Genomic DNA, 24,558 nt, shown 5'->3' with positions numbered 1-24,558 from the left:
AGGACCGCTCCCACAGCAACCGCCATAGAAGTTCAACCCGGATTCGAGCACGGTCGCCAGCACCCGCCACCCCGCCGCATCGCCTTTGCGCGGCACCGCGAGATCCGGTCCCGCATCGATGAATTCACCGTCGCATTGCGGACAGCGGGCCGGACCGCGAGCGATCGAGTTCTTGTAGGACACCCGACAGGGCAGGCAGACATAATGTGTCCGGCTCGGGTAGATGCACATGGTGGCAGCGTAGGGCCGCGTGTTTGCCGGGGCGAGCGATTTCAGCGCGGGGGTAGCCGCCAGCTTCACACCGAAACCCGAAAATCAATGTGCCGGTGAATGAATCCATCGTTCGCCGCACTGCCGCGGCTCAGCCGCGATTTCGCCGCGCCGGTGGCTTGCGGATCCCGGCTCATCGTAGGGGTCGAGGGCGGCTGTATGGCAACACAAGTCGCCCGGGCGTCCGACTGCGACGCCCGGGCGGAAACTTGTGGTTCGCGGTTAGGCGAACTTGATCTCGAGTCCGATCCCGAGGATCGAGATCAGCCAGATCAGGCCGAGGAAAATGGTGATGCGGTCCAGATTCTTCTCCACCACGGTGGACCCGGACAGGCTCGACTGCACGCCGCCACCGAAAAGACTGGACAGACCCCCACCCTTGGCGCGGTGCAGCAGCACCAGCAACACCAGCAACACGCTGGTGATGATCAGGAGGATATCCAGAAACATGCGCATGCCGGACAGTGTATGCGGTCGTCAGCGGGACCTTCGCATCGTCCCCGCCTCCGGCCGCGTTGCTTCGCCGGCCACTGCGCGACCGGATTGTCAGCGTTTGTGGCGTTGACCGTCGGGGAGCTACCGGGTGACCTGTTCGGTGCCGACGCCGCGCTGGATGGCGGCGGTGAGGCCGCGAGCGACGGCGCCGAGCAGGCGCAGACCCGGCGGGGCGACCGCGACTTCGGCGGTGTTCTGCTCGATGGCTCGGGCGGTCGCGCGAGCGACATCACGTGGCGAGCGGGCGCCGATGCCGGGTGGGGCTTCGCACGGGAATTGGCGAACATGCCCCGCGTCGCTGATGTAGCCGGGGAAGACGATGGATACGCCGACATGGTGCGGCCGCAGGTCCGCGCGCAGTCCGAGGGCGAATCCACGCGGTCCGAACTTGGTGGCGTTGTACAGAGAGGACCGGACAGAGGCGGTCATTCCCGAGAGCGAGGAGATGAAGACCAGGTGGCCGCGGCACCGGGCGATCATGTCGAGCGCGACGAGCTCGGCCATCATGATGGGCGCGCCCAGGTTCACCTCCAGCGCACGATCGGTCTCGTCGAGCCGGAATTCGTCCAGCAACCCGATGGCGGGCAGGGCGGCATCGGCCACGAGCACATCGACCGCACCCGCCCGAGCCAGCGACTCGAAGATCGAGTCTCGATCGGTCAAATCGGCGGCGATGGCCCAGCCGCCCACTTTGCGCGCCAGTGGTTCGAGCAGATCCGTGCGCCGCCACCCGACCTCGCCGGCCAACTCCGCCGTCCGCACCGCCGACGATCCACCCCCACACCCACGCCACCTCCGGATCGGCGGGCGGTCCCGCCAGGGCCGAACGCGCCAGCCACGCGTCCATCAGACCGAACCTGGCATCCCAGGTGGCCGCGGCCAATCGCTCGCGCATCCGCTCGGTCTCCCGCCCGCACAGGTCGAGCGAAACCACCGCTCGATTGAACTCGGCGATACCGCTGTCGATGGAGCGAATCGCAGACGCCGGTCGTATCACATCCCAACCCGTGTCGCCCATCACCTCATCGTAGGAAAGCCGCCGACCGCACGGGAATGGTTCGGCCGCAACGGATCCGGTTCAGCGGGCCGGGAGGACGCGGTCCAGGAACGCCCGGGCTTCCGGCTCCGCGGCTTCGAGGATCGTGAAGTGGGTGGCTGAGGCGCGCAAGACCAGTTGGCTGTCGGCGCCACCCTGCTGGAGTTGCTGATTCAGCAGCACCGTGGTGGGCACCGGCTGCACCGTGTCCGATGCCCCTTGCAGCAGCAGTACCGGGCGCTGGTGACCGGTGGTAGGGACGGTGAGGTAGTCGCGCAAGGCCGCGGACAGGGGCGACAGCGGTGCGGAGAAGAGCTCGCCGACGGGCCGCCCCGCGACGGCGGCCTCCAGTGCGCCCAGACAGTCCTGGCCGGTGCGGGCGATCGCGAGCAGATCGCGGCCGCGATCGCTCAGGTAGTCGGTGACGCGCAGGTCGGGGCGGGCATGGTCGAGGCCGGCCAGAATCATGACCAGCCGGGCGTGCAGGCCGTCGAGGCCGGGCAGCGCGGGCACCCCGGGCTGGCCCAGGGTGGTGATCACGTCTTCGACATTGCTCGTCGGCGCGTAGGCGAGGGTGCCGCGGAGTTCGAGTTCCGGGGCGTACTCCGGTAGCAACTGGGCCGCGGCGAGCACCGATTGCCCGCCGATGGAGTGCCCCGCCAGCACGAACGACCGCGAGAGCGCGGCATCGAGGGTGTGACCGGCGCGCACGATGTCCAGGACCGCGTGCCCGGCCGCCCGGCTGGCCAGATATTCGTAGTCCCCCGGCGCGCCGAGGCCGATGTAGTCGCTGGCGGCGACCGCATATCCATCGGCGAGATACCTTGCCATCCGCGGTGTTTCGTCGAATTTGTCGGCCATTCCGCCGGTCAGGTTGGGGGCACACCCCTCGGTCATACCGCTGGTGCCGTGCGCCCACGACACCAGCGGCCAGCCGCCCGGCGGGGGCGTGCCCGCCGGCAGGTAGACGGTCCCGCCGCTGACCTGCTGATCACCGTTCTGCCCGGTGGTGCGATAGACGATCCGATATCCGCCGCCCGCCCCGGCGATCAGCTCGGCGCCCGACAGTGGATGCGACGACACGATCGCACCCGCCTCGGTATGTGGTTGCGCCGCAACAGATCCCACCGTGGTGGCCGACGAAACCGCTATGAGCGCGGCCAACGCCAAATATCGCATGGAGTGCTCCCATTCACTCGGTGACCCTCGATGAGGATCGGCAGCCGACCGGCCGAAATCCGCCCGGTCCGACTTTGCGAACATGTTCCGAAAGTAGCACCCGGGACGTTCCCCTGTCGAGAACGAATGCCGGAGCGCCACTTTCCCGACCACGCCCCTCCGGACGGCATGATGGGACGATGCCCCGCCCGCCCGCATCGCACGGCCGCACCGGCCGCCCGCCCGTGACCTCCCGTGCGCAGATCCTGACGGCCGCCCGGCAGCTGATCGACCGCGACGGCTGGGAAAAACTGACCATTCGCCGCCTGGCCACCGAGATCGGTATCGGAGCCACCACCCTGTACCGCCACATACAGGACAAAGACGACCTACTGGTATTGCTGCTCAATCACTACGCCGACCAGGCCGACCGCCCCACCCTCCCCGACACCCCCCACGAACGCATCATCGCCGCGGCCACCGCCATGCACGACACCCTCGCCGGCTGGCCCTGGGCCGCCGAGGTCCTCACCGTCGACGGCTTCGTCGGCCTGCTCGACGAATCAGCCCTGTGGATGGTCGAATCCATCATCGCCGCAGCCGAAGACGCCGGCCGCACCCCCGACCAAGCCGTCCACATCTTCCGCACCATCTGGTACTACACGGTCGGCGAAATCCTCGTCCACGCCCGCTCCACCCGCCGCGCCGACAGCACCCTCCCCACCACCCACCGCACCCCCTTCGCCAACCTCGACCCCGCCCAGCTACCCCACCTGGCCGCCCTCGCCGCACGCTGGCCCGCCCTCGCCGCCCACGACACCTACCCTCAGGGCCTGCGCGCCCTCGTCGAAGGTCTACTCGCCCAAGCCGATTCGCCGGCCCCCAACTGATCCCTTCGAAGCCGGCCGCTATGCGGACCCCCCGGGTGAGCTGAGCGACGACGAGACCCGGAGCCTATCCCAGCCCCGCCAACCAGGGGTGTGATTGCAGAGCCCTCCATGCTTCCGCCAGGGGCAGCGGATTCCCTTGTTGACTAGGCACAATCGCTACGCCATAGGTGGCCAGTTTGGTCAGCGCTTCCTGGATTGGCGGAAAGCTCATCTGAGCTTCGCTCGAATAGGGAACCGCAACAATCGGTTTCCGGTAACCCAGCGCTTCGATCAGCATGCCGAGCGGAAGAGTATCCGAAATGCCTGCCGCCCATTTCGTGGTCGAGTTGCAGGTAAGTGGCGCTACGATCATCGCGTCGGCCGGCGGCAGTAAGTCCGGAGTACCGGGCTGTTTGTAATTGCTACGCACCGGCCAACCTGTCTTGGCTTCAAGGTGTTCGGTATCGATGAATCCGCGCGCCGCGGGAGACGCGACCAGACACACCTCCCAGCCGTCATCCTGCGCAAGGTCGACCAGATCAGAGATCTCCGGCGCCCGGGACGAACCCGTCACGATTGCGTACAACACCGACTTTCCCTGCGTATTCATGTGACTAGCATGAGGTACCGACCGGAAAGGGACGCTTCGAGATGGCTCGCACACCGCTTTCCGATGCAGATAGCACCCGGCACGTGGGCGGCAGGGTGGCTGCAATCCGTAAGCGGCGCGGCCTGACTAGCAAACGCTGGCCGATTTGGCCGGCATGTCACGGAGCAAGCTGGCGAAGTACGAGACAGGCGAACGTCCAGTGGATTCCCGGCAGACCCTGCACGCTCTCGCCCGGGCGCTCCAGTGCGATGTCCGCGACCTCACCGGCCACGATCAGGATTGATTCGATCCTCGCGCCGCTGAATTCCATTCAGCGATACCGGAGATAGAAGTGGCCCTCCTCTGACATCCTGTGCCAGATATTGGCAGGTAACTGGTGGGCACTTCCCCGGGTGTGAATGATTGCTCGCGCGGCGCCTCCTGTCGGGGGGAGCGGCAGCCCAGACTGCCTTCGCCGCTGGATTGCTGATTGAGAGCCGCCATGATCAATGATTCTGGGCCTGCCGCCCAACCCGCCTATCCTGCGCCGGCAGTCGGCGATCCCCTCGGTCAGCCGAGATTGCCAAGGGTGGAGCGGGTCAGTACCCGCCCCCTGGTGGTCAACGGGCAGCCAGTCAATATCAAGGGCCCGATCCAGCCGGTCTACATCGTCAGCGTTCCCGTGGAGCAAATCGCGACGGCAGTGATGCGCGGTGTCATCTATGCCTCCCTCGTCTTGATGTTCATCGGCTTCGTTATCTCGATTCTCATTGGGATGGCTGGCGGGTTCGGCTAACACTTCATCAAGGACAAAGCCGCCCCAGCCTTTCGGCTGGGGCGCTACTGGTTTGGTTACTCGTTCCTACTCTTCCCACAGCACCCAACAGGTGAAGTTGCCTCTCACCGCAGCCCTTTCGAAGCCGGCCGCTATCCGGACGCCCCGGTGAGCTGTGCCACGATGAGGCGAGCGAAGTTGGCTTCCCCCAAGGCCGTTGGATGCAACGGGACGACACCGTCCTGGGGCCGCAGGGGGACGATCCCGTTGACCCAGTTGTCGACCTTCTCGCAGCCGTCGTGCCCCGCGCCCGGCCCGATCAAGTCGACGAATTCGGCATGGTGTTCGGCGGCGACGGTGCGGGTGAGCGTGGCCAGGCGATCGACCAGGTCCTGTAGGTAGGTGGCGTCGCGGGGCCAGACCGGCTGCGACGCACAGCCTCCGTCGCGGGTGTAGAGCCCGTAACTGGTGGTCACGATGCGTGCTCGTGGTGCTTTGGCGTGGATGGCGTCCAATACGGCCGCGAGTTTCGGCCCGACCGCGTCGACCGCCTGCGCCCCGCGATCGACCCCGTCGGCGGTGAGCCGATCCCGGCACGACACGCCGTCGGGCTCGGGTTGCCGGTTGACGCACTGGTTCGCGGTGCCGATCAATTCGGCATCGTTCCCGCCGATGGTGAGGGTGACCAGCGTGGTGTCCGGGGTGACGGCGTCGAGCTGAACCGGCACCGTCTTCTCCGGTGACTTCCCCGATTGCGGCGTAGTCACGATATTCTCGGTCCTCGCCCCACTGCATGTCACATCACGAAACTTCTTGACACCCAACTGTGTGGCCACCAGCTGCGGATAGTTCACACCACTTCGGTAACAGGGTTCATGCGCCACCGTGGGCGAGATACCAGGTCCGGCCGCGAACGAATCACCCAGCGCCACATACTCTTCGGTGAGCCTGCTGTCCGAACCCGATTCCCCGCCCGAAGGCGACCCGGGCGAACACCGCCATGCAACCGCCGCAACGAGCACGACCACGATCAGCGTCCCGGCAATGACATACGCGCGCGTCCGCATCGAACCAGCTTACGAAACAGGTCCGGAACGACGAGTTCTTCACCGGCCGGCGGCCAGCACCGCCGCAAGCCCCTCGCGCAGGTCCTGGACGAAATACTCCGGTACTTCCAGCGACGGGAAATGTCCCCCGGTTTCGGGCGAGTTCCACCGGACGATCCGCCGGAACCGCTCGCGCGCCCATGGACGCGGGCATTTCTCGATATCGCGGGGATACACGGTCAGCGCCGCTGGGACGTCCACCCCGAGTTCGGGGTCGAACGAGTTGATCCCGCCGTGGCTTTCGTAATAGATCCGGGCCGACGACGCACCGGTCCGCGTCAGCCAATAGAGGGTGACGTTGTCGAGAACGCGATCTCGAGAAATCGTCTCGAACGGACTGTCTTCGGTGTCCGTCCATTCGGCGAACTTGTCCAGAATCCAGGCGAGCAGCCCCACCGGTGAGTCAACGAGCGAGTATCCGATGGTTTGCGGCCGGGCGGCCTGCTGCTTGGCGAATGCCGCCCGGGAGCCACCCCAGAAATCGTCGGTTTCCTCGGCCCATGCACGCTCGGCCGCCGACAGCCCGTCGGTAGTCATTCCCGGCGGCGGCTGCGGAGTCAACGTGTGGATGCCGACCACCTGCTCCGGGTACCTGCCGCCGAGGACCGTGGTGATGACGCCGCCCCAGTCACCGCCGTGGGCGGCGAATTTCGCGTAGCCGAGCCTTCCCATCAACTCCACCCATGCGGCGGCGATCCTTCCGACTCCCCACCCGGTGGTCGCCGGCTTGTCGCTGTAACCGAACCCGGGTAGCGAGGGAACCACCACATGGAATGCTGGCGCGGCCACGTCTTTCGGATCCGCCAGCTCGTCGACGATATCGATGAACTCGGCGACGCTGCCCGGCCAGCCATGCGTCAAGATCAGCGGAGTGGCATCCGCACGCCCGGATCTGCGGTGCAGGAAATGAATTCCGAGCCCGTCGATGGTCGTGCGAAATTGCCCGATCCGATTCAGCCGCTCTTCGAACGATCGCCAGTTGTACCCGGTACGCCAGTAATTCACGACATCGACGAGGTCGGCGAGCGGCACGCCCTGCTCCCACCGGCTCGAACCGGGCGCGCCGCGATGGACCGTCTCGGCCTCCGGCAGCCGCGCCGCCGCCAATCGCATTCGCAGATCGTCGAGATCGGCGTCGCTTGCGTGAGTTTCGAATGCTTGCACCTCGAGGCGGTCGAGCGCGGGCATGGGACCTCCTGGTCGTCGCGGAACCGGCTGCGCCCCTTCGCGCACCGGCTGAGACGGTTCTAACACGCCCCCCTGACCACCATGCCGCCCTCGCTCGACCGAAGCGGGCGTGGGCGGCGGCGTGGTGCGTCACGATGAATCTCTTGGCGAGCATTGGAGCTGGAGATGACGGAATCGGTTCTCGATCGGATCTTGGCGGGGCAGGACGAGCTGAGGAAGGGCGGCCCGGAGGCGGATCGGCTGGGGCGGCTGACCGATTCGACCGTGGAGATCATGAAGGCGGCGGGCTCGATCAAGATGTTGCAGCCGAGGACGCATGGCGGACTCGAGGTCGGGGTGCGGGAGTTCGCGGAGGCGGTGATGGCCACGGCGGCGCTCAATCCGCCGGCGGGGTGGGTGCACGGGGTGGTGGGAGTGCATCCGTGGCAACTGGCGATGGCGGATCCTCGTGTGCAGGAAGAGGTTTGGGGCGAGGATGACAGTACGTGGGTGGCCTCGCCATATATGCCGAACGGGCGGGCGATTCCGGTGGCGGGTGGCTATCGGATGAGCGGGCGGTGGGGGTTTTCCTCGGGCACCGACCATTGCCGGTGGGCATTCCTGGGTGCGATGAAATGCGATGCGGACGGCAATGTTCCAGGCCCGCCGACCATGTTGCACGTGATCGTCCCGCGCAGCGAGTACTCGATCATCGAGGATTCCTGGGATGTGGTGGGATTGAAGGGCACGGGTTCGAAGGATCTGGTCATCGAGGACACCTTCATCCCGGAGTACCGCGTGATGGAGTACAGCCGGTTGATCGACGGCAGTCAGGTTCGCGAGGCCGGCCTCTCGCAAACTTTGTACCGAATGCCGTGGTCCTGCATGTTCCCGCTGGGAATCACCGCCGCCACCATAGGGATCTGTGAAGGGCTGCTCGCCGAGGCGATGAACTATCAGCGCGAGCGCATCAACGCGCAAGGAACCGCGGTCCGCGACGATCCCTACACCATGTACGCGATGGCCGATGCCGCCGCGCAAATCCGTTCGGCCCGTGAAGGTTTGATTACCAATGCGGAACGCATCCGGGACCTGGTCGACGCGGGCAAGGAGGTGTCGTTCGAGCGGCGCGCCGCGGGGCGGCGCAATCAGGTCAACGCCGCATGGCAGGCGGTCCGCGCGATCGACGACATCTATCCCCGCTGTGGAGGTGCGGCTTTGCGCATGGACCGCCCCTTGCAGCGCTACTGGCGAGACGCGCACGCCGGACTGCACCACGCCATCCACAACCCGGGCACGGTCTATCACGCCGCGTCATTGAGCGGACTCGGGTTCCAGCCGGAAGGGCTTCTGCGCGCGATGATTTGAGCGGCACGCGAACCCGGACGCGGCGACGCTAGGGTTCGGGTGGTCGCCCCTGTGCGGCATAGACCGCGAGCATGTCCTCCACCAGTCTCAGCACCGAGTCGTCCAGGTCGGGCCGCTGGTAGACCCCCCGCACCACCGCCTCACCGGAGAACAGGTGCAGCAGCATGAAGAACAACGATTCGCGAATCTCGGCGGGGAAATTCGCCAGCACTCCGGTGCGCTCGAGCGTCACCCCGATTTCGCGATAGTAGGTCTCGGCGATCGGTGCGATGCGTTCGCGCAGTTCTGCGTCGGAGCGTGCCGCCAGATAGATCTCGCGCAGCGCATGGGTGAGGTTGGACTGCTGTGCCTGCCGCAGGAAACGCAATGCGGTGTCGAGGGGATTGTCCTGCGCCCCAAGGTGTTCCATCGCGGCCCGGTAGGCCGCCAGCTGCCGGGTGAAGACCTCTTCGGCGGTGCGCACGATCAGGTCCAGGCGCGTATCGAACTGCCGGAACATGGCCCCGGCCGACAGCCCGGCCCGTCCGCAGATCTCCTGCACGGTGGTGCGTTGATAGCCGACCTCGCCGATTGCGGCGGTCGTCGCATCGACCAGTTTGGCCACGGTCGCGGCCCGGCGCTCCTGTTGGGTGCGGCGCGGGCGGGGTTGTTCGCTCACGACCGAACATCCTGCCGTGCCCGGCGGGCGCAACCTACAGACGGTCCTACGTGACCGTTGACACATTCCATAGCCGCATTCTAGGGTCGGCTCCACAACTTAGAAAACAAACACTCTCTATCTTCGGGGAGTGACCGCTCGGCCGCACCGCGCGCGGCACGGAGGAGTTCGATATGACAATGGGGTCCACGGCATTGGCTCAGGCGTGTCTGGCGGTGGCGGCGGGGGTCACCGTCGCTGTCTGCCCGGCGCTGGCGAATACCGCTACCGCACAAGAGGTTCCGGTGCAGCCCGCGCTGCCGTTCCCGGTGCCGCCCGCGCCGCCGTATCTGGATCCCGGCTTCTATCAACCGGATCCGGCCCGGGTGGCCGCCGCCCAGCCGGGTGAGATCCTCGCCGCCCGCCAGGTCAATCTCGCGAACCTGTGGCTGATCCCGCTGAATGTGAACGCCTGGCAGCTCTCGTTCCGCAGCACCAATACGCGCGGCGAGCCGATCGCCGCGGTCACCACCGTCATCGTCCCGCACCGCGCCGCCCCGACCGGGCAGCGCGGACTGGTCTCGTTCCAGATGGCCGAGGACTCGCTCTCGGTCAACTGCGCACCCTCCTATTCCTTGCAGATGGGGTCGCTGCCCAACCCGCTGAACCCGGTCATGGAGGCCGAATTCGTCGAGGTCCAGGCCATGCTGCAACTCGGGCACGCGGTGGTGGTGCCCGATCATCAGGGCCCGAACGCGGCGTACGCGGTGGGCCCGCTCGGCGGCCGCATCACCCTCGACGGCATTCGCGCGGCCGAGAACTTCGAACCCGCGGCGCTCCCCGGCGCCGATACCCGCGTCACGCTGTGGGGCTACTCGGGCGGCGCGATCCCGACCGCGCACGCCGCCGAACTCCAGCCCACCTATGCGCCGGAACTGAACTTGGTCGGCAGCGCCACCGGCGGCCTGATGGCCGATATCCGGATGGCCATCGACTACAACAACGGCACCTCCACCTTCGGCGGCGCGGTCCTGGGCGGGCTGTTCGGCGTGGCCCGGGAGTACCCGCAGGTGAACCAGTTCATCGACCGCTACATGAACCCACTCGGCAAGGCCACCCGCGCGGTACACGAGAACCAGTGCGTGACATTGCAATTCGCGGCGTTCCCGTTCGTGAACATCAAGGGCCTGTTCGACTATCCCGGTGATCCCATGCGCTCGCCGGAGGTGCAGCCGGTGCTGGACGAGTTGAGCCTCGGCCATCGCGGCACGCCGACCGCACCGCTCTACATCTACGAGGCTCCGCTCGATGAGGTGATGCCGGTCAACGCGGTGAACAACACCTACGACACCTACTGCCAGGATCCGTCGGCGCGTGTGTTCTACACCCGGGATCTGCTCAGCGAGCACGGTATCGCCGCGGTCTCCAATACCGCGAGCGCGGTGCTGTGGCTCAACGACCGTCTCAATGGCGTCGAAGTACCCACCGGTTGCCACAATCGCGATGTCTACAGCGGCATTCTCGACCCGGGCGCGCTCGCCGCGTTCGTCAACACCATCGGCCAGACCCTCGCGTCGGCGCTGGGCATGCCGGTCTGACCCGTACGATCGGCTACATGCCAGCTATTCGCATGTGGGCGGCGCTGTTCGCCATGACCGCGGCCGCGGCGGGCTGTTCGTCCGGCAACGACGACAGCCCGCAATCGGGTTCGGAGCTGATGGGCAAGACGTATCTCTCCACGAAGGTGGAGGGCACCCCCATCCCCGGCGGCGGCCCGCTCACCCTGACCTTCCGCAACAATCGCCTGACCGCGAGCGCCGGCTGCAACACCATGACCGGCCCCGTCACCCTGGACGGCAATACCCTCACCGTCGGCGACCTGGCCGCCACCCTGATGGCCTGCCCCGGTGAGAGCGGCGGCGCCGACGGCTGGCTCGACGGCCTGCTGCGCTCGTCCCCCGGCTGGAAACTGAACGGCTCGGAGCTGACCGTGCAGGGCAACCGGGTCACCGTCACGCTCCAGGATCGCAAGGTCGCCGAACCCGACAAACCGCTGGTCGGCACCACCTGGATCGTCACCAGCCTGCTGCGCCCCGACGCCGAGGTCCGTTCGGCGACCCTCGATGCCGTGCGCCCCGCAGTGACCATCTCCCCCGATGGCGCGGTCTCGGGGTCCGCCGGCTGCAATCGGCTGATCGGCAAGGCCGAGGTGGCCGGCAACGACATCACCTTCCAGCTGGGCACCACCCGGATGATGTGCGACCCGGATGTCATGGACGTCGAACGCCAGGTGCTGGCGGCTCTCGACGGAAAGACCACGGCCACCATCGATTCCGATGAGCTGACCCTGCGCAACAGCGGCAACGGCACCGGGCTGAAACTGCGCGCCGAGTAACGCCGCGCGGAAAAAGCGTTGTCGCCCGATGCCGCCCGGCCGGTACCGTCCGGCGGCATGAACGAACGATTCCTGAACGTGGTGGATGTGGAGGCCACCTGCTGGGAGAAGGCCGGTCCGCCCGGCATGCCCAGCGAGATCATCGAGATCGGCCTGTGCGTGCTGGATACCGAAACCCTGGAACGCGTGGAGAAGCACTCCATCCTGGTGCGGCCGGATCGCTCCACCGTCAGCGAATTCTGCACCCGGCTCACCACTCTCACCGCCGACCAGGTCGCCGCGGGCATCCCCTTCGAGGCGGCGTGCGAGCTGTTGCGCCGCGAATTCCGGGCCGATTCCCGGCCGTGGGCGAGCTGGGGCGATTACGACCGCAAACAGTTCGAACGGCAATGCACGGCAACGGGTGTGCGCTATCCCTTCGGCACCGTCCACACCAATGCCAAGCTCGCGTTCTCCGAATCCCGCGGCACGCACCGGCGTTTCGGCATGGCCGGCGCTCTCGCGATGACCGGGCTGCCGCTCGAGGGCACCCATCATCGCGGCGGCGACGATGCCTGGAATATCGCCGCCCTGATCGCCGACATGATCAGGGCGGGCAAGTGGCCGCTCGCGGCATGACCGAGCCGGGTCGGCGTCCATCCGCCGGCTGTCGCCGGACCGGTCGATCAGTCCGCCTGCGAAATCGGCTGAACATACTCGCACGAACCCCGATCGCGGGCCCCACCTTTCGCCATGGTGCGGCCCGCGGTTCGTTTGTGAGCATTCACCATTGACGCCCCGCGAATAACTCGAACTGGGCACGTGACCGGCACTTCCGCACCCGATTACCCCCTCGGGCATTTCCGGACCGATCGGATTGTGGAGATCATCACAGCGCGCGAACGCGCAGCGAACGTCTACATTCGAATCTTGTAGGGCTACAGGCAAAGTCGCCGTCGAGTCCGAGTTCCTCTTTTGTGCCGGTGCCCATCGGCCGGGGAATTCCATTGTCCCGCTGCACAACCGAGGGCCGGTCGGGCCGTTCGGCGTTCCAGTCACGCCGGCGCGGAATCGCGATCGACCTCTTTTCGCATGCCCAGAGGGAGTTTCGAAGCGATGACCGCCGTGAACAGGCAAGTCCGTCCGCTGACGGGGTATCAGCGTGATGTCGTGACCGTGGGGGCACTGTTTCCGGAGCTGCCGCTGGCGCAGATCGCCGGGTATGTGCGGATCAACGCGCCGCTGGAGGTGGAACGGGTGCGCGAATGCATGCTCCGCGAGGGGCGGCGGCACGAGGCGATGCGAGTGCGCATCGACGCGAGCGCCATGACGCAGTGGGTCAGCGAGGACCTCGACTCGATCGAGCTCGTCGATGTGAGCACGGCCCCCGACCCGCGAGCCGCGGCGCTGGAGTGGGTGCGGCGCGCCACCGATACCGTGCTGCCGCCGGACGGGCAGTTGATCCGGGCCGCGGTCGTGGTCGACGGCGGTGGATCGTTCCTGCTGTACGTCTGCGCGCATCACGCGGTGGTGGATCTGTGGGGGCTGACCATCCTGCTGCGGCACTGGTGCGAGGATTATCTGGGCGCCGAGCCGAGCACGGAGATCCCGGCGCAGAGTTACACCGAATTCCTGAAAGCCGAAGGCGAGTACCGGGATTCGGACCGCTTCCGCCAGGATGCCGAGGCGCTCACCGCACGCGTGGCGGACCTGTCGCCCGCGTTGTTCCCGCGCGGGGCCACGGTACGGGAGCAGGCGCGGGGGCGGCGCACGCTGCGGCTGGAGCGGGCGGATCGGGATCGGTTGCGCACCACCGGGCAATCGGTGTTCGCGGTGACGGCGACGGCGCTGGCCTGGTATCTGCGCCGGATTCATCGCGACGGCGACATCGTGCTGGGGGTGCCGCTGCTCAATCGCCGCCGGGAAGACCTGTATCTGGTCGGGCACACGGTGAACATGCTGCCCCTGGCCATCGACATCGACGAATCACTGACCTTGACCCAGCAGGCGGCCCGCACGGCCGAAGCGGTCAGTGAACTCACACTGCGGCAACGGTTTCCGCTCGGCGATCTTCAGAACGCGCTGCGGGAGCAGGGCAAGGGCGGAACCGGCCTGTTCGATGTCACCTACTCGTACATGTCGCTGCCGGACCGCAAGCTGCCCGACGGCATCGAGGAGATGACCGTGCTGTCCACGGGGTCGTCGCTGGATGCGTTGAATATCGCGGCGCGCGAGTTCCGGCGGGAGGGGGCCATCGAGATCGATATCTTCTATGCCGAGGATGTGTTCGACGCGGACTTCCCCATCGACGACATGATCGGGCAGGTGTTCGCGTTGACGCGGGCGGCCCTGGACGCCCCCGATACGCCGTTGGCCGAACTCGATACGTTGGTCGCGGCCGAGCATGCGCGGATCGCCGGGTTCGAAGGGCCGGCGCAGGGGCCGCTGGATCGGCGAGCAACCATCGATGCGCTGGTGGACGCGCAGATTCACCGCACTCCCGACGCGCCCGCGCTTCTCGCCACGGTCGACGGCCTCGAACACACCCTGTCGTACCGGGAATTCGGGGACCGGGTGCGGGCGCTCGCCGGGCGGTTGCGCGCGGCGGGATTGCGGCCGCAGGAACCGGTGCCGTTGCTGCTGCGCCGCTCCCCCGAACTGGTGATCGCCATTCACGCGGTGCTCGCGGCCGGAGGCGCGTACGTGCCGATAGATCCGGACTTCCCGGCCGCCCGCATCGCCACGATCGTGGGTGACAGTGGAGCCCGACGGGTGATCGCGGGTGCCGAATTCTCCGCAACCGCAACGGAACTCGGTGTCGCCCGGATCGACCCGAGTGAGACCGCCGCCTATGATGCCGTGCCGTCCACCACCGCACCGGACGATCTGGCCTACCTCATCTACACCTCGGGCTCCACCGGCAAGCCCAAAGGTGTGATGATCGAACACAATTCGGTGGTCAACCGGCTGTCCTGGATGCAGCACGCCTACCCGATCACCGCCGACGACGTGATCTTGCAGAAGACGCCCGCCACTTTCGATGTGTCGGTGTGGGAGCTGATGTGGTGGGGTCTGGTCGGCGCACGGGTGGCCCTGTTGCCGCACGGCGGGGAACGCGATCCACGTGCGATCGCGGCCGCCATTACCGGGCACCGGGTTTCGGTGATGCACTTCGTGCCGTCCATGCTGGGGCCGTTCCTCGATCATGTGACCGAGCAGGGTGTTCCGGCGCAGGAGCTGGCCTCGCTGCGGCTGGTCTTCTGCTCCGGTGAAGCGCTCACTCCGGCGCTGGCCAACCGGTTCCGGGCGGTCTTCGCGGAACTCGGCCTGCCGCACGTGCGGCTGATAAACCTGTACGGCCCGACCGAGGCCACCGTGGATGTCTCGTATTACGAAGTCACCGACGAGGTTTCACGTGTCCCGATCGGAAAGCCGATCGACAATATCGCGCTGCTGGTGCTGGATCCGGCCGGACGGCGCTGCCCGGTCGGTGTCGCGGGTGAATTGAATATCGCCGGTGTCGGCGTGGGCCGCGGCTACCACGGCCGCGCCGATCTGACCGCCGCCGCGTTCGTCGCCGACGAGCGCGTACCGGGCGGCCGCCGCTACCGCACCGGCGATCTGGCGCGCTGGCTGGCCGACGGCAATCTGGAGTACCTGGGCCGCCTGGACGACCAGGTGAAGGTGCGCGGCAACCGGATCACGCTGGGCGAGATCGACAATGCGCTGGCCGAATGCCCCGGGGTGACGGCCGGTGTGGTGATCGACGCACGCGTGCACGGCGAGGCCACGACGCTGGTCGCGTACTACGCGGGCACCGCGAGCGACACCGAGGTCCACGACCAGCTGGCCGCGCGCCTGCCCGGTTACATGGTGCCGTCGTATTTCGTTCGGCTGGAACGCATTCCGCTGACCGGCAGCGGCAAGGCGGATCGCAAGGCGCTGCCCGCGCCGGTCCGGCATCGCACCGAAACCCGGCCCGCGCAAACCGATTCGGAGCAGGTGATCGCCGAGGCGTGGGCGGAGGTGCTCGGCGTCGAGGCCGGTGAGCTCAGCGTGGACGACGACTTCTTCACCGTGGGCGGCGATTCCATTCTCGCCCTGCGATTGCGTTCCGCCGCCGAACAGCGCGGGCTGCGGTTCGATATCGACCGGTTCTTCGCCCGCCCGACCATCGCCGATCTGGCCGCCGCCGTGGACGCGGGCGAAACCGTGGCCGATATCGGTGTTTCCGAGGCCCTGGAACTGATCCCGCTCATCGACCGCGGTGCGCTCGCCGGCGCGGAGGACGCCTTCCCGGCCACCTCCTTGCAGCTGGGCATGCTCTTCCACAGCCTGGAGCGCGCCGAATCGACGCTGTACCAGGATGTCTTCACCTATCGACTACGAATGCCGTGGCAGGAGCAGCACTTCCGCACCGCCTACGCGCGTCTGGTCGCACGGCAGCCCGCCCTGCGCTCGGACTTCGATCTCACCGGCCGCTCGATTCCGATCCAGATCGTGCGTCACGAGGTGCCCGATACGCTGTACATCGGCGACTCCGAGGACTCCGCGCCGTATGTGATGGATCATGCCCCGCTGCACCGGATGCGGGTGGTTCCGCGCGGCGACGAATTCGAACTCACCTTCAGCTTCCACCACGCCATCCTGGACGGCTGGAGCGTTGCGAACCTGGTGCGTGAGCTGCTCCAGGACTACCTGCATCTGCTCGGCTTGGGCCTCGAACCGGTCGATGCGACGCCGTACCCGGCGACCCTGCTCGCCGAGTACGCCCGCGCCGAGCAGGCCGCTCAATCCGAAACCCGCTCGCGCGCCTACTGGTCCGCACTGCTCGCGGGCGCTCCCTCCACCTCGCTGGCGTCCACCCGCGCCTACGAGCCGCCCACCGATGACGAGCCGGTCGAACTCTCGGCGGTGCTCCCCCGCTGGCTGCGCCGGGCAGTGGCCGCGACCGCGAGCACCGAGCGGGTACCGCTGAAGTCGGTACTCCTCACCGCCCACTGCCTCACCTTGCAGGCCATGACCGGTGCGGGCGATATCACCACGGGTGTGGTCTCGCATGCGAGACCCGCTCGCGTCGGCGGTGATTCGGTGGCGGGGCTGTTCCTCAACACGCTGCCGGTGCGCCTCGCCGCGGGCCCGTCCGATCTCCTCGACGCGGTCCGCCGTATCGCGGCCCAGGAACGCGACAGCCACCCGCACCGGCGTTATCCCCTGCGCGCCATGATCGCCGACCTCGGCGCGCTCCCGTTCGACACCGCTTTCAATTTCGTGAACTACCACGTCTTCACCGGCATGTCGGCGGCGGAAGACATCGCGCTCACCGACTTCCGCATGCGCGAGGAGACCAACTTCGCGCTGCTGGTGACCGCGGCCATCGATCCCCGCACCGACGACATCACCCTGCGTATCAGTGCCGGCCGTGATTCCCTCAGCCACACCCAGTGCGAGGAGTACGGCCGCCTGTTCATCGGCGTCCTGGAAGCCCTGGTCCGCAACCCGCACGACCGCCTCGATGCCCGAGTCCGCGCCGACGACGCGGTCCACCTCGTCGAGGCAATGGCTGCGCTTCGCCCGAATGCGACCGCGGTGGTTGCCGATTCGGGCAGCTGGACCTACCAGCAGCTGGACCGAGCCGCCGAATCGATCGCCCTGCGCCTGCTCGCCGACGGTCTGCCACCGCAGGCCCGGGTCGCGGTCCAACTGGAACGTTCCCCGGAACAAATCGCGACCGTGCTGGGCGTCTTGCGCGCCGGTGCGGCCGTCGTTCCCCTGGACCCGTCCTATCCGGCAGCTCGCCGCGCGGCGATGATCAACCGGGCCCAGCCGTTCCGAATCCTCACCGGCACAGCGGAACTGCTCGCGGCCGGCGGAAACGCGGACGGCCACACCACTCCACCGGGCCGAACCGCCGAAAGTCGTGACGACCGTGACGTCCGAGGCACTGGCGAGCGGCCGCAAGGTGTTCCGGAAGGCGTGCTGCCCGCGATCCACCCGGAGTCGATCGCCTACGTGCTGTTCACCTCCGGGTCGACCGGCGAGCCGAAGGGTGTGGCCATGCCGCATCGCGGGCTCGCGAATCTGGTGCGCTGGCAGCGGCGTTCGGCCACCGCCGCACCGGACGGGGTGACGTTGCAGTTCGCGCCGTTGTCGTTCGACGTGTCGTTTCAGGAGATCTTCGCGACGCTGGCCGAGGGCGGCACACTGCGGTTGATCAGCGAGGAGCAGCGCAAGGATCCGGCGGCGCTGGTGCGGCTCGTCGCGGACAGCGGTGTGGCGCGCATGTATCTGCCGTACGTGGCATTGCAGGCGCTGGCCGAGGCGGCGCGGGCGACCGGGGTCTATCCGACGACGCTGCGGGCGCTGGTCTCCTCCGGTGAGCAGTTGCGGATCACGCCCGAGATCCGGGCGCTGGCGGCCGCCAATCCCGGTGTGGTGGTGGAGAACCAATACGGGCCGACGGAATCGCATGTGGCGCTGGCCTGTGCGATGAGCGGGTCGCCCGACAGGTTCCCCGGGCTGCCGCCCATCGGCGATGTGGTCGGTGCCGCCGGAGTGGACCTGCTCGACGAGCGGTTGCGTCCGGTCCCGGCTGGGATACCCGGTGAGATCTATCTGTCCGGCAGCGGGCTCGCGCGCGGATACGAGGGGCGGCCGGAGCTCACGGCACAGCGGTTCGTCGCCGACAGCGGCGGCGGAATCCGTTACCGCACGGGCGATCTCGGCGTGGCGCTGCCGGGCGGTGAGATCGTCTGCCTGGGCCGCACCGATACGCAGGTGAAGGTGCGCGGCTATCGCGTCGAATGCGCCGAGGTGGAGTTCGCGCTCGCCGAGATCGCCGGGGTGGAGCAGGCGGCCGTCGTCGCCCGCAGACTGGCGGGCATCGACGCGGTGCTGGATGCCTTCCTGGTCGCCGCTCCCGGCGCCGAGGCCCCGGCGGTCGATACGGTGCGGGCAGAACTGCGACGGAATCTGCCCGCACACATGGTGCCTTCCCGATTCCACTGGATCGATGCGGTGCCGTTGACGCCGAGCGGGAAGCGCGACGACGCCGCGCTGCGCCGGTTGGCGGAGCGGCCCGTGGCGGTGGCGGCGGGGCGGGCTCCGGCCGACGAATGGGAGCGGGAGATCGCGGCGATCCTGGCCGAGTTCAGCGGCACCGCCGAGTTCGCCGCCGACACCGATTTCTTCGCGGCGGGCGGCACCTCCATCGGCGCCATGCGGGTCGCCATGACGGTGGCCAAGCGCTGGAATGTGGAGTTGCCGCTGGAGACCTTCGTGTCCGCACCGACCGCGGCAGGGTTGGCGGCCGTGGTGCGGGCGGGCGGAGCGGAACGGAGCTTCGATCCGCTGGTGCCCCTGCGGCATTCGGATTCCGGGGCGACCCCGCTGTTCCTGATTCACCCCATCGGCGGCAATATCGTCTGCTACGTGCCGCTGGTCCGGCATATGGGCGGGGATCGCCCGGTGTACGGGTTGCAGGCCGCGGGGGCGGTGCCGGGCACGACGCCGTTGACCACGGTCGAGGAGCTGGCCGCCTCCTATGTGGCGGCGATCCGCCGGGTGCGCCCGCACGGCCCCTACCACATCGCGGGCTGGTCCTTCGGCGGCTACGTGGCGCTGGAAGTGGCGCGCCAGCTGGGTGATTCGGCGGTGGAGCAGCTGGTGCTGCTGGACACCATGGCCTTGCGCGAGGTGCCGCCGGAGCAGGTGGACGAGCGGGATCTGATCGTCTGGTTCTTCGGTGAACTGCTCTGGTACGCCAAGGGCAGCGAGGCCGCCACGCTCGACCTCGAGCACCTGTTCGACACCTCCGCCACCGATCGCGACGAGCTCTTCGACTCGATCCTGCGCCAGGCCATCGAACACGGGATCCTGCCGCAGGACTCCTCACCACAGCTGGTGCGCCGCCTGTACTCGGTGTTCCACGCCAATTTCCAAGCCGCCCTGGCCTATCGGATGTCGCCGGTGCAGCGGCCTTTCACGCTGCTGCGCGCCGCCGAGGGGCTGCCCGCGAGCCTGGAGACCGCGCATCGCCTGGCGGGCACCATGTTCGGTGACGCCGACAACGGTTGGGAACGTTGGGCCACTTTCGGGTTGGATATCCGGGAGATCCCCGGCGATCACCTGACCATGATGACCGAACCCCATATCGCGATCGTGGCGCGGCTGCTCGCCGACCTGCTCAACCGCACCCCCGCCTTGGAATCGAGCTCTGGAAACGATTGATGGATACCGAGATACAGCGGCCGCTGAGTCCCAGTGAACGCTGGTACCACGTGTGCGACCGGCTCTCACCACTGAATGTGGTGGCGCGGGTGCGGTTGCACGGCGACCTGCCCGAGCACACGCTGCGCACCGCTGCCCAGGCGCTGACCGCGGAACATCCGCTGCTGCGGGTGAGCATCGTCAGCGCGGCCGACGGCACCGCCCCGGCCTTCGTCCCCGCCGCCGACCCGCACCTCCCGATCGCGATCGTGGACGATACGACCTGGGAGCGCCGGGTCGACGAGGTCGAGCTGAACACCGCACTCGACAGCGAGATTCGGCCCCTGGCCCGCATCACCGACGTCCGCACCCGGACGGGCGACGGCGGGGAAACACACGACCTGCTGTTGACGGTCTCGCATGTGATCGCGGACGCGACCACGGCATTGACGCTGCTGCGGCGACTGATCGAACTCGCAGCAGCCGTCCCGGGGCAGCTCGGGCATGCTTCCCCGGGATCGGATAGCAACGTCGCGGGCGGCGATCTCCCGGCAGCTGCCACTTGGAACCGACCGGACCCCGGGACCCGGGATGCCGGGGCCGCTCCCGAGGCGCGCGGGGCCAGAAGTGCCCTCCCCGCTCCGGACGCCATGCTGCCCACGATGTTTCGAGGCGCTCCGGGGGTGCTGACTGCGCTCGGCTCGGGCCTGGTGGATCAGATCGCCGGTGCGGCGCTGCGCCCTCGCCGGCTTCCCGCGCAGCGGGCGGTCACCGCGACGGAGCGGCACAGTCGCCTGGTGCATCGCGAGCTCGCCGCGGACACCCTGGCCGCGCTCCTGGCACGCTGCGCCGCAGAGGAAGTCACGGTGCACGGTGCGCTCACGGCTGCCATGGCGCAGGCGTACGGAAACGTAGCGGCCGCGGGTGAATCGGGCCGGGTGACGATCGGCGCGCCGATGAACTTCCGCGACGATTTGCGGCCGCCGGTGTCGAGCGACGAGGTCGGCGCGTATGTCGCCACCGTCCCGTCGACGCCGCGTTTCGGCCCCGCCGCCGATTTCTGGCCGGTCGCGCGGTCGGTCAATCGGCAACTGCGGCGGCGCAAGCGATTCCGTCAGCATCTGGCGCAGATCGCCCTGCTGCCCGCGATCTGCCCCGCATCGCCCGCCACCAGTGCCCGCGCGGTGAAACTGGTCGATACCCGGGGCAACGGCAATATCTGCCTGTCCAATATCGGCCGCTACGACTTCCCCGACCGCGTCGGCGAATGGAGATTCTCCGGCGCGCAGTTCGTGGCCGGGATCTCCATCAGCGGGAATTTCGTGGCGAGCGTGAACACCAGCCACGACGCCTTGCACTGGAACTTCACCTATATCGAGACCGCCGTCGCCGCCGAGCGCGCCGAGCGCCTGGCCGACGAATCGCTCGCCGTGCTCTACTCCGCCCTCGGGCTGCCCCATCGATCGAACAGCGAGAAGCCGTGTCCCACACCAGCAATGCCGTCCTGATCACCGGCTGCTCGTCCGGCCTGGGCCGGGCGAGCGCACTGTGGCTGGCCGACCGGGGATTCACCGTGTTCGCCGGTGTTCGCGGCGCGGAGGCCGTCGCCGAACTCGGCCGCGCCGACGCCGGGGACCGGCTGCGGCCGGTGGAGCTCGATGTGACCTCCGAGGAGTCGATCGCGCAGGCGCACAAGGTGATCGGTGAGCAGATCGGCACGGGCGGGCTGCTCGGGCTGGTCAACAATGCGGGGATCAGCGTGTCCGCACCCCTGGAATGCGTGCCGGTCGAGGAGCTGCGGTATCAGCTGGAGGTCAACCTGATCGGGGTGGCCGCCATGATCCGCCAGTTCCTGCCGCAGTTGCGGGCCGGCAGCGGGAACGGCAGCGGCCCGTCCGGGCGCATCGTGAACGTCACCTCGGGCGTCGGCCGGGTGGCGCTGCCCTACATGACCGCTTATGCCGCAAGCCAATTCGGCAAGGAAGGGCTCTCGGATGCGCTGCGCCGGGAGCTGGCCCCGCAGCGGGTCAGCGTGTCGGTGATCGAACCGGGCGCGATCGCCACCCCGATCTGGCGCAAACAGGCCGAGACCGCGGCGCGGCTGCTCGAGAACGCGCCCGGCCCGGTCGCCGCCCTGTACCGGGACCGTTTCACCGAGTTCTCGAAGGCCAACGCCGCCACCGCGACCGGCGGCAAGACCTCGCCGGTCGATGTGGCCCGCGCCATCGAGCACGCTCTCACCGCCCGTCGCCCGCGTACCCGCTATCGCGTGGGCCGGGATGTCGCCCTCGGCAGCCTCGCCGCCCGCCTGCTGCCGGATCGCCTGCTGGACCTCGCCCTCACCAGGAGCCTGTCATGAAAGTTCTGATCATCGGAGCCGGTGTCGCCGGTCTCAGCACCGCGGCGGCCCTGCGCCGGCACGGTATCGACGCCGAAATCTTCGAAGCAGCACCGGAATTGCGATCGACCGGCACCGGGCTGGGCATTCTCAGCAATGCCACGGCCGTACTGGACGCGCTCGGTATCGACGTCACCGCCGCCGGGCTGGGGCGCACGACCGAGCAGTTCTTCATCCATGCGCCGGACGGGAAAGTGCTGCGCGCCTTGCCGTTCCGGTCCATGACCGACGAGCTGGGCTATCCCGCCGTCACCGTGGGCCGCGACGATCTGATGGCCGCCCTGCGCAATGCCATCGGCGAGACGCCGATTCACTTCGGTTCCCGCCTGTCCGGTTTCGAACAGGACGCGCACGGCATCACCGCCACCTTCGAGGACGGCCGCGTGGTCAGCGGTGACGTGCTGGTCGGCGCGGACGGCATCCGCTCGGCGGTACGCGCCCAGCACGCCGGTGCCGAACCGATCAACGAATACGGCTACGTGTGCTGGCTGGCGACCACCACGTTCAGCCATCCGCTGATCAAAGATGGGGTGGCCCGCCACTATTGGGGCCGCGGGCAACGCTTCGGCCTGATGGATATCGGCGGCGGCCGCGTCTACTGGTGGGGCACCAAGAATGTCGGTGTCGAGACCGCACGCGCCTACACCGGCGGCAAGGCCGGTATCGCCACGGCGTTCGAGGGCTGGGCGGCGGAGATCCGCGAGGCCATCGCGGTCACGCCGGAGGAGGCCATCGTGAGTGTCCCGGCGCAGGACCGGAATTTCCTGGATCGCTGGGGCACCGGCCGTTTCACCCTGGCCGGGGATGCCGCGCACGCCATGCTCACCAGCCTCAGCCAGGGCGCGGGCTCCTCCATCGAGGACGGGTATGTGCTGGCCCACCATCTGGCCACCGAACCGGATCCGGTGCGGGCGCTGCGCGCCTACGAAGCCGCGCGCCGCGACCGCACCCGCATGCTGGTCGCGGGTTCGCGCCGTTTGAGCAAGGCCGAACAGTTGCAATCGGCTCCGGCCGTGCGGGTGCGCGAAGCCGTCCTGCGCTTCACGCCGATGCCGATCATGCGGGCCCAGAACATCGCCCCGATGCGTTTCACCCTGCCCGTCACCACCGCCCTGGAGCCCCGATGACCGCGACCAAGACCGTCGAACTCGCCTGCGGGCCCATCGAATACCTCGATTCGGGCGAGGGGCCGACTCTCGTATTCCTGCACGGGGCGATGAAGGACGCGCGCGTCTGGCGCGAGGTGGTGGCGCGCCTGGAGCCGTCCTACCGCTGCATCCGCCCGACCATGCCGCTGGGCGCGCATCGGCTGCCCATGCGGCCCGACGCCGACCTGACCGTCGCCGGACTGGCGCGGCTCACCGGCGAGTTCCTCACCGCCCTGGATCTGCGCGAGGTCACGCTGATCCAAAACCATTGGGGCGCGGCGCAGGTCATGCTCGCCGAGGGGCAGGGCGAACGCCTCGAGCGCCTGGTGCTGACCGCCTGCGAAGCCTTCGACAACTATCCGCCGGGTCGTCCGGGTCGTGTGTTCGCCCGCGCCGCGCGGGTACCGGGCGCGCTGGACGTCATGGCGCTGCCCATGCGCGCCAAGTGGTTCCGCGCCCGCATGGGCGCGGCGGATGTCAGCGCCCTGCATCCGCTGCCCGCCGATCTGGCCGACGAATGGCAGTTGCGTTTCACCGACCGCGCGGTTCGCGGTGATCTGGCCAAGGTGCTGCGCGACAGCTACGACGCGGCGGAACTCGCCCGCTGGGCCAAGGCCGCCGAGTCGTTCGCGGGCCCGGTGCTGGTCGTCTGGGCCGATCGGGATCGCCTGATGCCCCGTGAGCACGGGCCGCGCCTGGCCGCGTCGTTCCCCGACAGCACTTTTCTGGAGATCTCCGGCAGCGCGACCTGCCTGCCGCTGGATCAGCCGGTCGCGCTGGCCGCCGCCATCGACGAATTTCTGCGCGCCAACCGCCTCCCGTCCTGACGCTCTCCGCACTACCGTGAATTACGCGTTCGCCGGTTCGCCGGGCCGACGAATGCGGAGTTGCCACGGAGATCGGTGTTCCGCATTTACGCTGGTGACCCGGCGTAAGCGGCATATCGGACAAATTGGAGAG

At 68.0% G+C, this 24,558-nt stretch carries 19 protein-coding genes; 12 read left to right on the top strand and 7 right to left on the bottom strand.

The genetic code is table 11. The features are described 5' to 3' along the window. Positions 1-492: 492 nt before the first annotated feature. The 3 genes from secG to NI1_RS04580 all read right to left on the bottom strand — a co-directional run bounded on the left by secG (position 493) and on the right by NI1_RS04580 (position 2,980). The gene (gene secG / locus NI1_RS04590) at positions 493-726 is read right to left on the bottom strand and encodes a preprotein translocase subunit SecG (RefSeq protein WP_067814258.1); all 234 of its coding nucleotides are present in this window, start codon (positions 724-726) and stop codon (positions 493-495) included. Between the two features lie 120 nt (positions 727-846). Continuing rightward, positions 847-1,527, bottom strand: a complete 681-nt coding sequence (locus NI1_RS04585; protein ID WP_218026675.1) for an SDR family oxidoreductase — start codon at positions 1,525-1,527, stop codon at positions 847-849. A gap of 316 nt (positions 1,528-1,843) precedes the next feature. Further along, positions 1,844-2,980: a lipase family protein gene (locus NI1_RS04580; RefSeq protein ID WP_067814256.1), complete on the bottom strand. Its 1,137-nt coding sequence runs from the start codon at positions 2,978-2,980 to the stop codon at positions 1,844-1,846. Between the two features lie 179 nt (positions 2,981-3,159). On the opposite strand from NI1_RS04580, the gene NI1_RS04575 reads away from it, so the two are divergent. Then, positions 3,160-3,849, top strand: coding sequence for a TetR/AcrR family transcriptional regulator (locus NI1_RS04575; protein WP_084522539.1), 690 nt, complete (start codon positions 3,160-3,162; stop codon positions 3,847-3,849). 64 nt (positions 3,850-3,913) lie between these two features. Here the strand turns inward: NI1_RS04575 and NI1_RS36965 are convergent, their stop codons facing one another. Beyond that, positions 3,914-4,438, bottom strand: a complete 525-nt coding sequence (locus tag NI1_RS36965; protein ID WP_084522538.1) for a flavoprotein — start codon at positions 4,436-4,438, stop codon at positions 3,914-3,916. Between the two features lie 145 nt (positions 4,439-4,583). Between NI1_RS36965 and NI1_RS36960 the strand changes: the two genes are divergently transcribed. Together NI1_RS36960 and NI1_RS04570 are read left to right on the top strand one after the other, a co-directional pair. Continuing rightward, positions 4,584-4,721: a helix-turn-helix domain-containing protein gene (locus NI1_RS36960; RefSeq protein WP_281179480.1), complete on the top strand. Its 138-nt coding sequence runs from the start codon at positions 4,584-4,586 to the stop codon at positions 4,719-4,721. Positions 4,722-4,919: 198 nt separating this feature from the next. Further along, entirely contained in the window at positions 4,920-5,213 is a 294-nt protein-coding gene (locus tag NI1_RS04570) for a hypothetical protein (RefSeq protein WP_157534938.1), read from the top strand. A 131-nt stretch (positions 5,214-5,344) separates the two neighbouring features. Here NI1_RS04570 and NI1_RS04565 read toward each other — a convergent pair whose 3' ends face one another. Both NI1_RS04565 and NI1_RS04560 read right to left on the bottom strand, forming a co-directional pair. Beyond that, a complete protein-coding gene (locus NI1_RS04565) occupies positions 5,345-6,259 on the bottom strand; it encodes an SGNH/GDSL hydrolase family protein (RefSeq protein ID WP_067814251.1) in 915 nt (304 codons plus the stop codon). A 39-nt stretch (positions 6,260-6,298) separates the two neighbouring features. Continuing rightward, positions 6,299-7,486, bottom strand: coding sequence for an epoxide hydrolase family protein (locus tag NI1_RS04560; RefSeq protein WP_067814249.1), 1,188 nt, complete (start codon positions 7,484-7,486; stop codon positions 6,299-6,301). Between the two features lie 165 nt (positions 7,487-7,651). Here NI1_RS04560 and NI1_RS04555 point away from each other — a divergent pair, with 165 nt between their 5' ends. Next, on the top strand, positions 7,652-8,833 hold the full coding sequence (locus NI1_RS04555) for an acyl-CoA dehydrogenase family protein (protein ID WP_067815357.1): 1,182 nt from the start codon (positions 7,652-7,654) through the stop codon (positions 8,831-8,833). A gap of 28 nt (positions 8,834-8,861) precedes the next feature. Here the strand turns inward: NI1_RS04555 and NI1_RS04550 are convergent, their stop codons facing one another. After that, positions 8,862-9,491, bottom strand: coding sequence for a TetR/AcrR family transcriptional regulator (locus tag NI1_RS04550; protein ID WP_067814248.1), 630 nt, complete (start codon positions 9,489-9,491; stop codon positions 8,862-8,864). Between the two features lie 173 nt (positions 9,492-9,664). Here NI1_RS04550 and NI1_RS04545 point away from each other — a divergent pair, with 173 nt between their 5' ends. From NI1_RS04545 to NI1_RS04510, 8 genes are all read left to right on the top strand, one after another. Next, complete coding sequence (locus NI1_RS04545; RefSeq protein WP_084522535.1) at positions 9,665-11,068, top strand: lipase family protein; 1,404 nt, start codon at positions 9,665-9,667, stop codon at positions 11,066-11,068. A gap of 17 nt (positions 11,069-11,085) precedes the next feature. After that, on the top strand, positions 11,086-11,865 hold the full coding sequence (locus NI1_RS04540) for an META domain-containing protein (protein WP_084522534.1): 780 nt from the start codon (positions 11,086-11,088) through the stop codon (positions 11,863-11,865). Positions 11,866-11,922: 57 nt separating this feature from the next. Next, on the top strand, positions 11,923-12,483 hold the full coding sequence (locus tag NI1_RS04535) for a 3'-5' exonuclease (protein ID WP_067814244.1): 561 nt from the start codon (positions 11,923-11,925) through the stop codon (positions 12,481-12,483). Between the two features lie 453 nt (positions 12,484-12,936). After that, positions 12,937-20,073 carry a non-ribosomal peptide synthetase gene (locus tag NI1_RS04530; protein WP_369690121.1) on the top strand — a complete coding sequence of 2,379 codons (7,137 nt, stop codon included), beginning with the start codon at positions 12,937-12,939 and terminating at the stop codon, positions 20,071-20,073. Then, on the top strand, positions 20,073-21,560 hold the full coding sequence (locus tag NI1_RS39115; RefSeq protein WP_067814240.1) for a phthiocerol/phthiodiolone dimycocerosyl transferase family protein: 1,488 nt from the start codon (positions 20,073-20,075) through the stop codon (positions 21,558-21,560). Before NI1_RS04530 ends, NI1_RS39115 begins: the two co-directional genes overlap by 1 nt. After that, complete coding sequence (locus tag NI1_RS04520; RefSeq protein WP_245663062.1) at positions 21,533-22,411, top strand: SDR family oxidoreductase; 879 nt, start codon at positions 21,533-21,535, stop codon at positions 22,409-22,411. Before NI1_RS39115 ends, NI1_RS04520 begins: the two co-directional genes overlap by 28 nt. Beyond that, complete coding sequence (locus tag NI1_RS04515) at positions 22,408-23,577, top strand: FAD-dependent monooxygenase (RefSeq protein ID WP_067814237.1); 1,170 nt, start codon at positions 22,408-22,410, stop codon at positions 23,575-23,577. Before NI1_RS04520 ends, NI1_RS04515 begins: the two co-directional genes overlap by 4 nt. Further along, positions 23,574-24,425, top strand: a complete 852-nt coding sequence (locus tag NI1_RS04510) for an alpha/beta fold hydrolase (protein ID WP_067814235.1) — start codon at positions 23,574-23,576, stop codon at positions 24,423-24,425. The genes NI1_RS04515 and NI1_RS04510 overlap by 4 nt, the downstream gene beginning before the upstream one ends. The last annotated feature ends 133 nt before the right edge of the window (positions 24,426-24,558 follow it).

It is taken from the genome of Nocardia inohanensis NBRC 100128 (assembly GCF_001612945.1).
GTDB lineage: Bacteria > Actinomycetota > Actinomycetes > Mycobacteriales > Mycobacteriaceae > Nocardia > Nocardia inohanensis.
The sequence above is the reverse complement of the archived record's forward strand: the minus strand, read 5'-3'. Positions and strand labels throughout refer to the sequence as shown.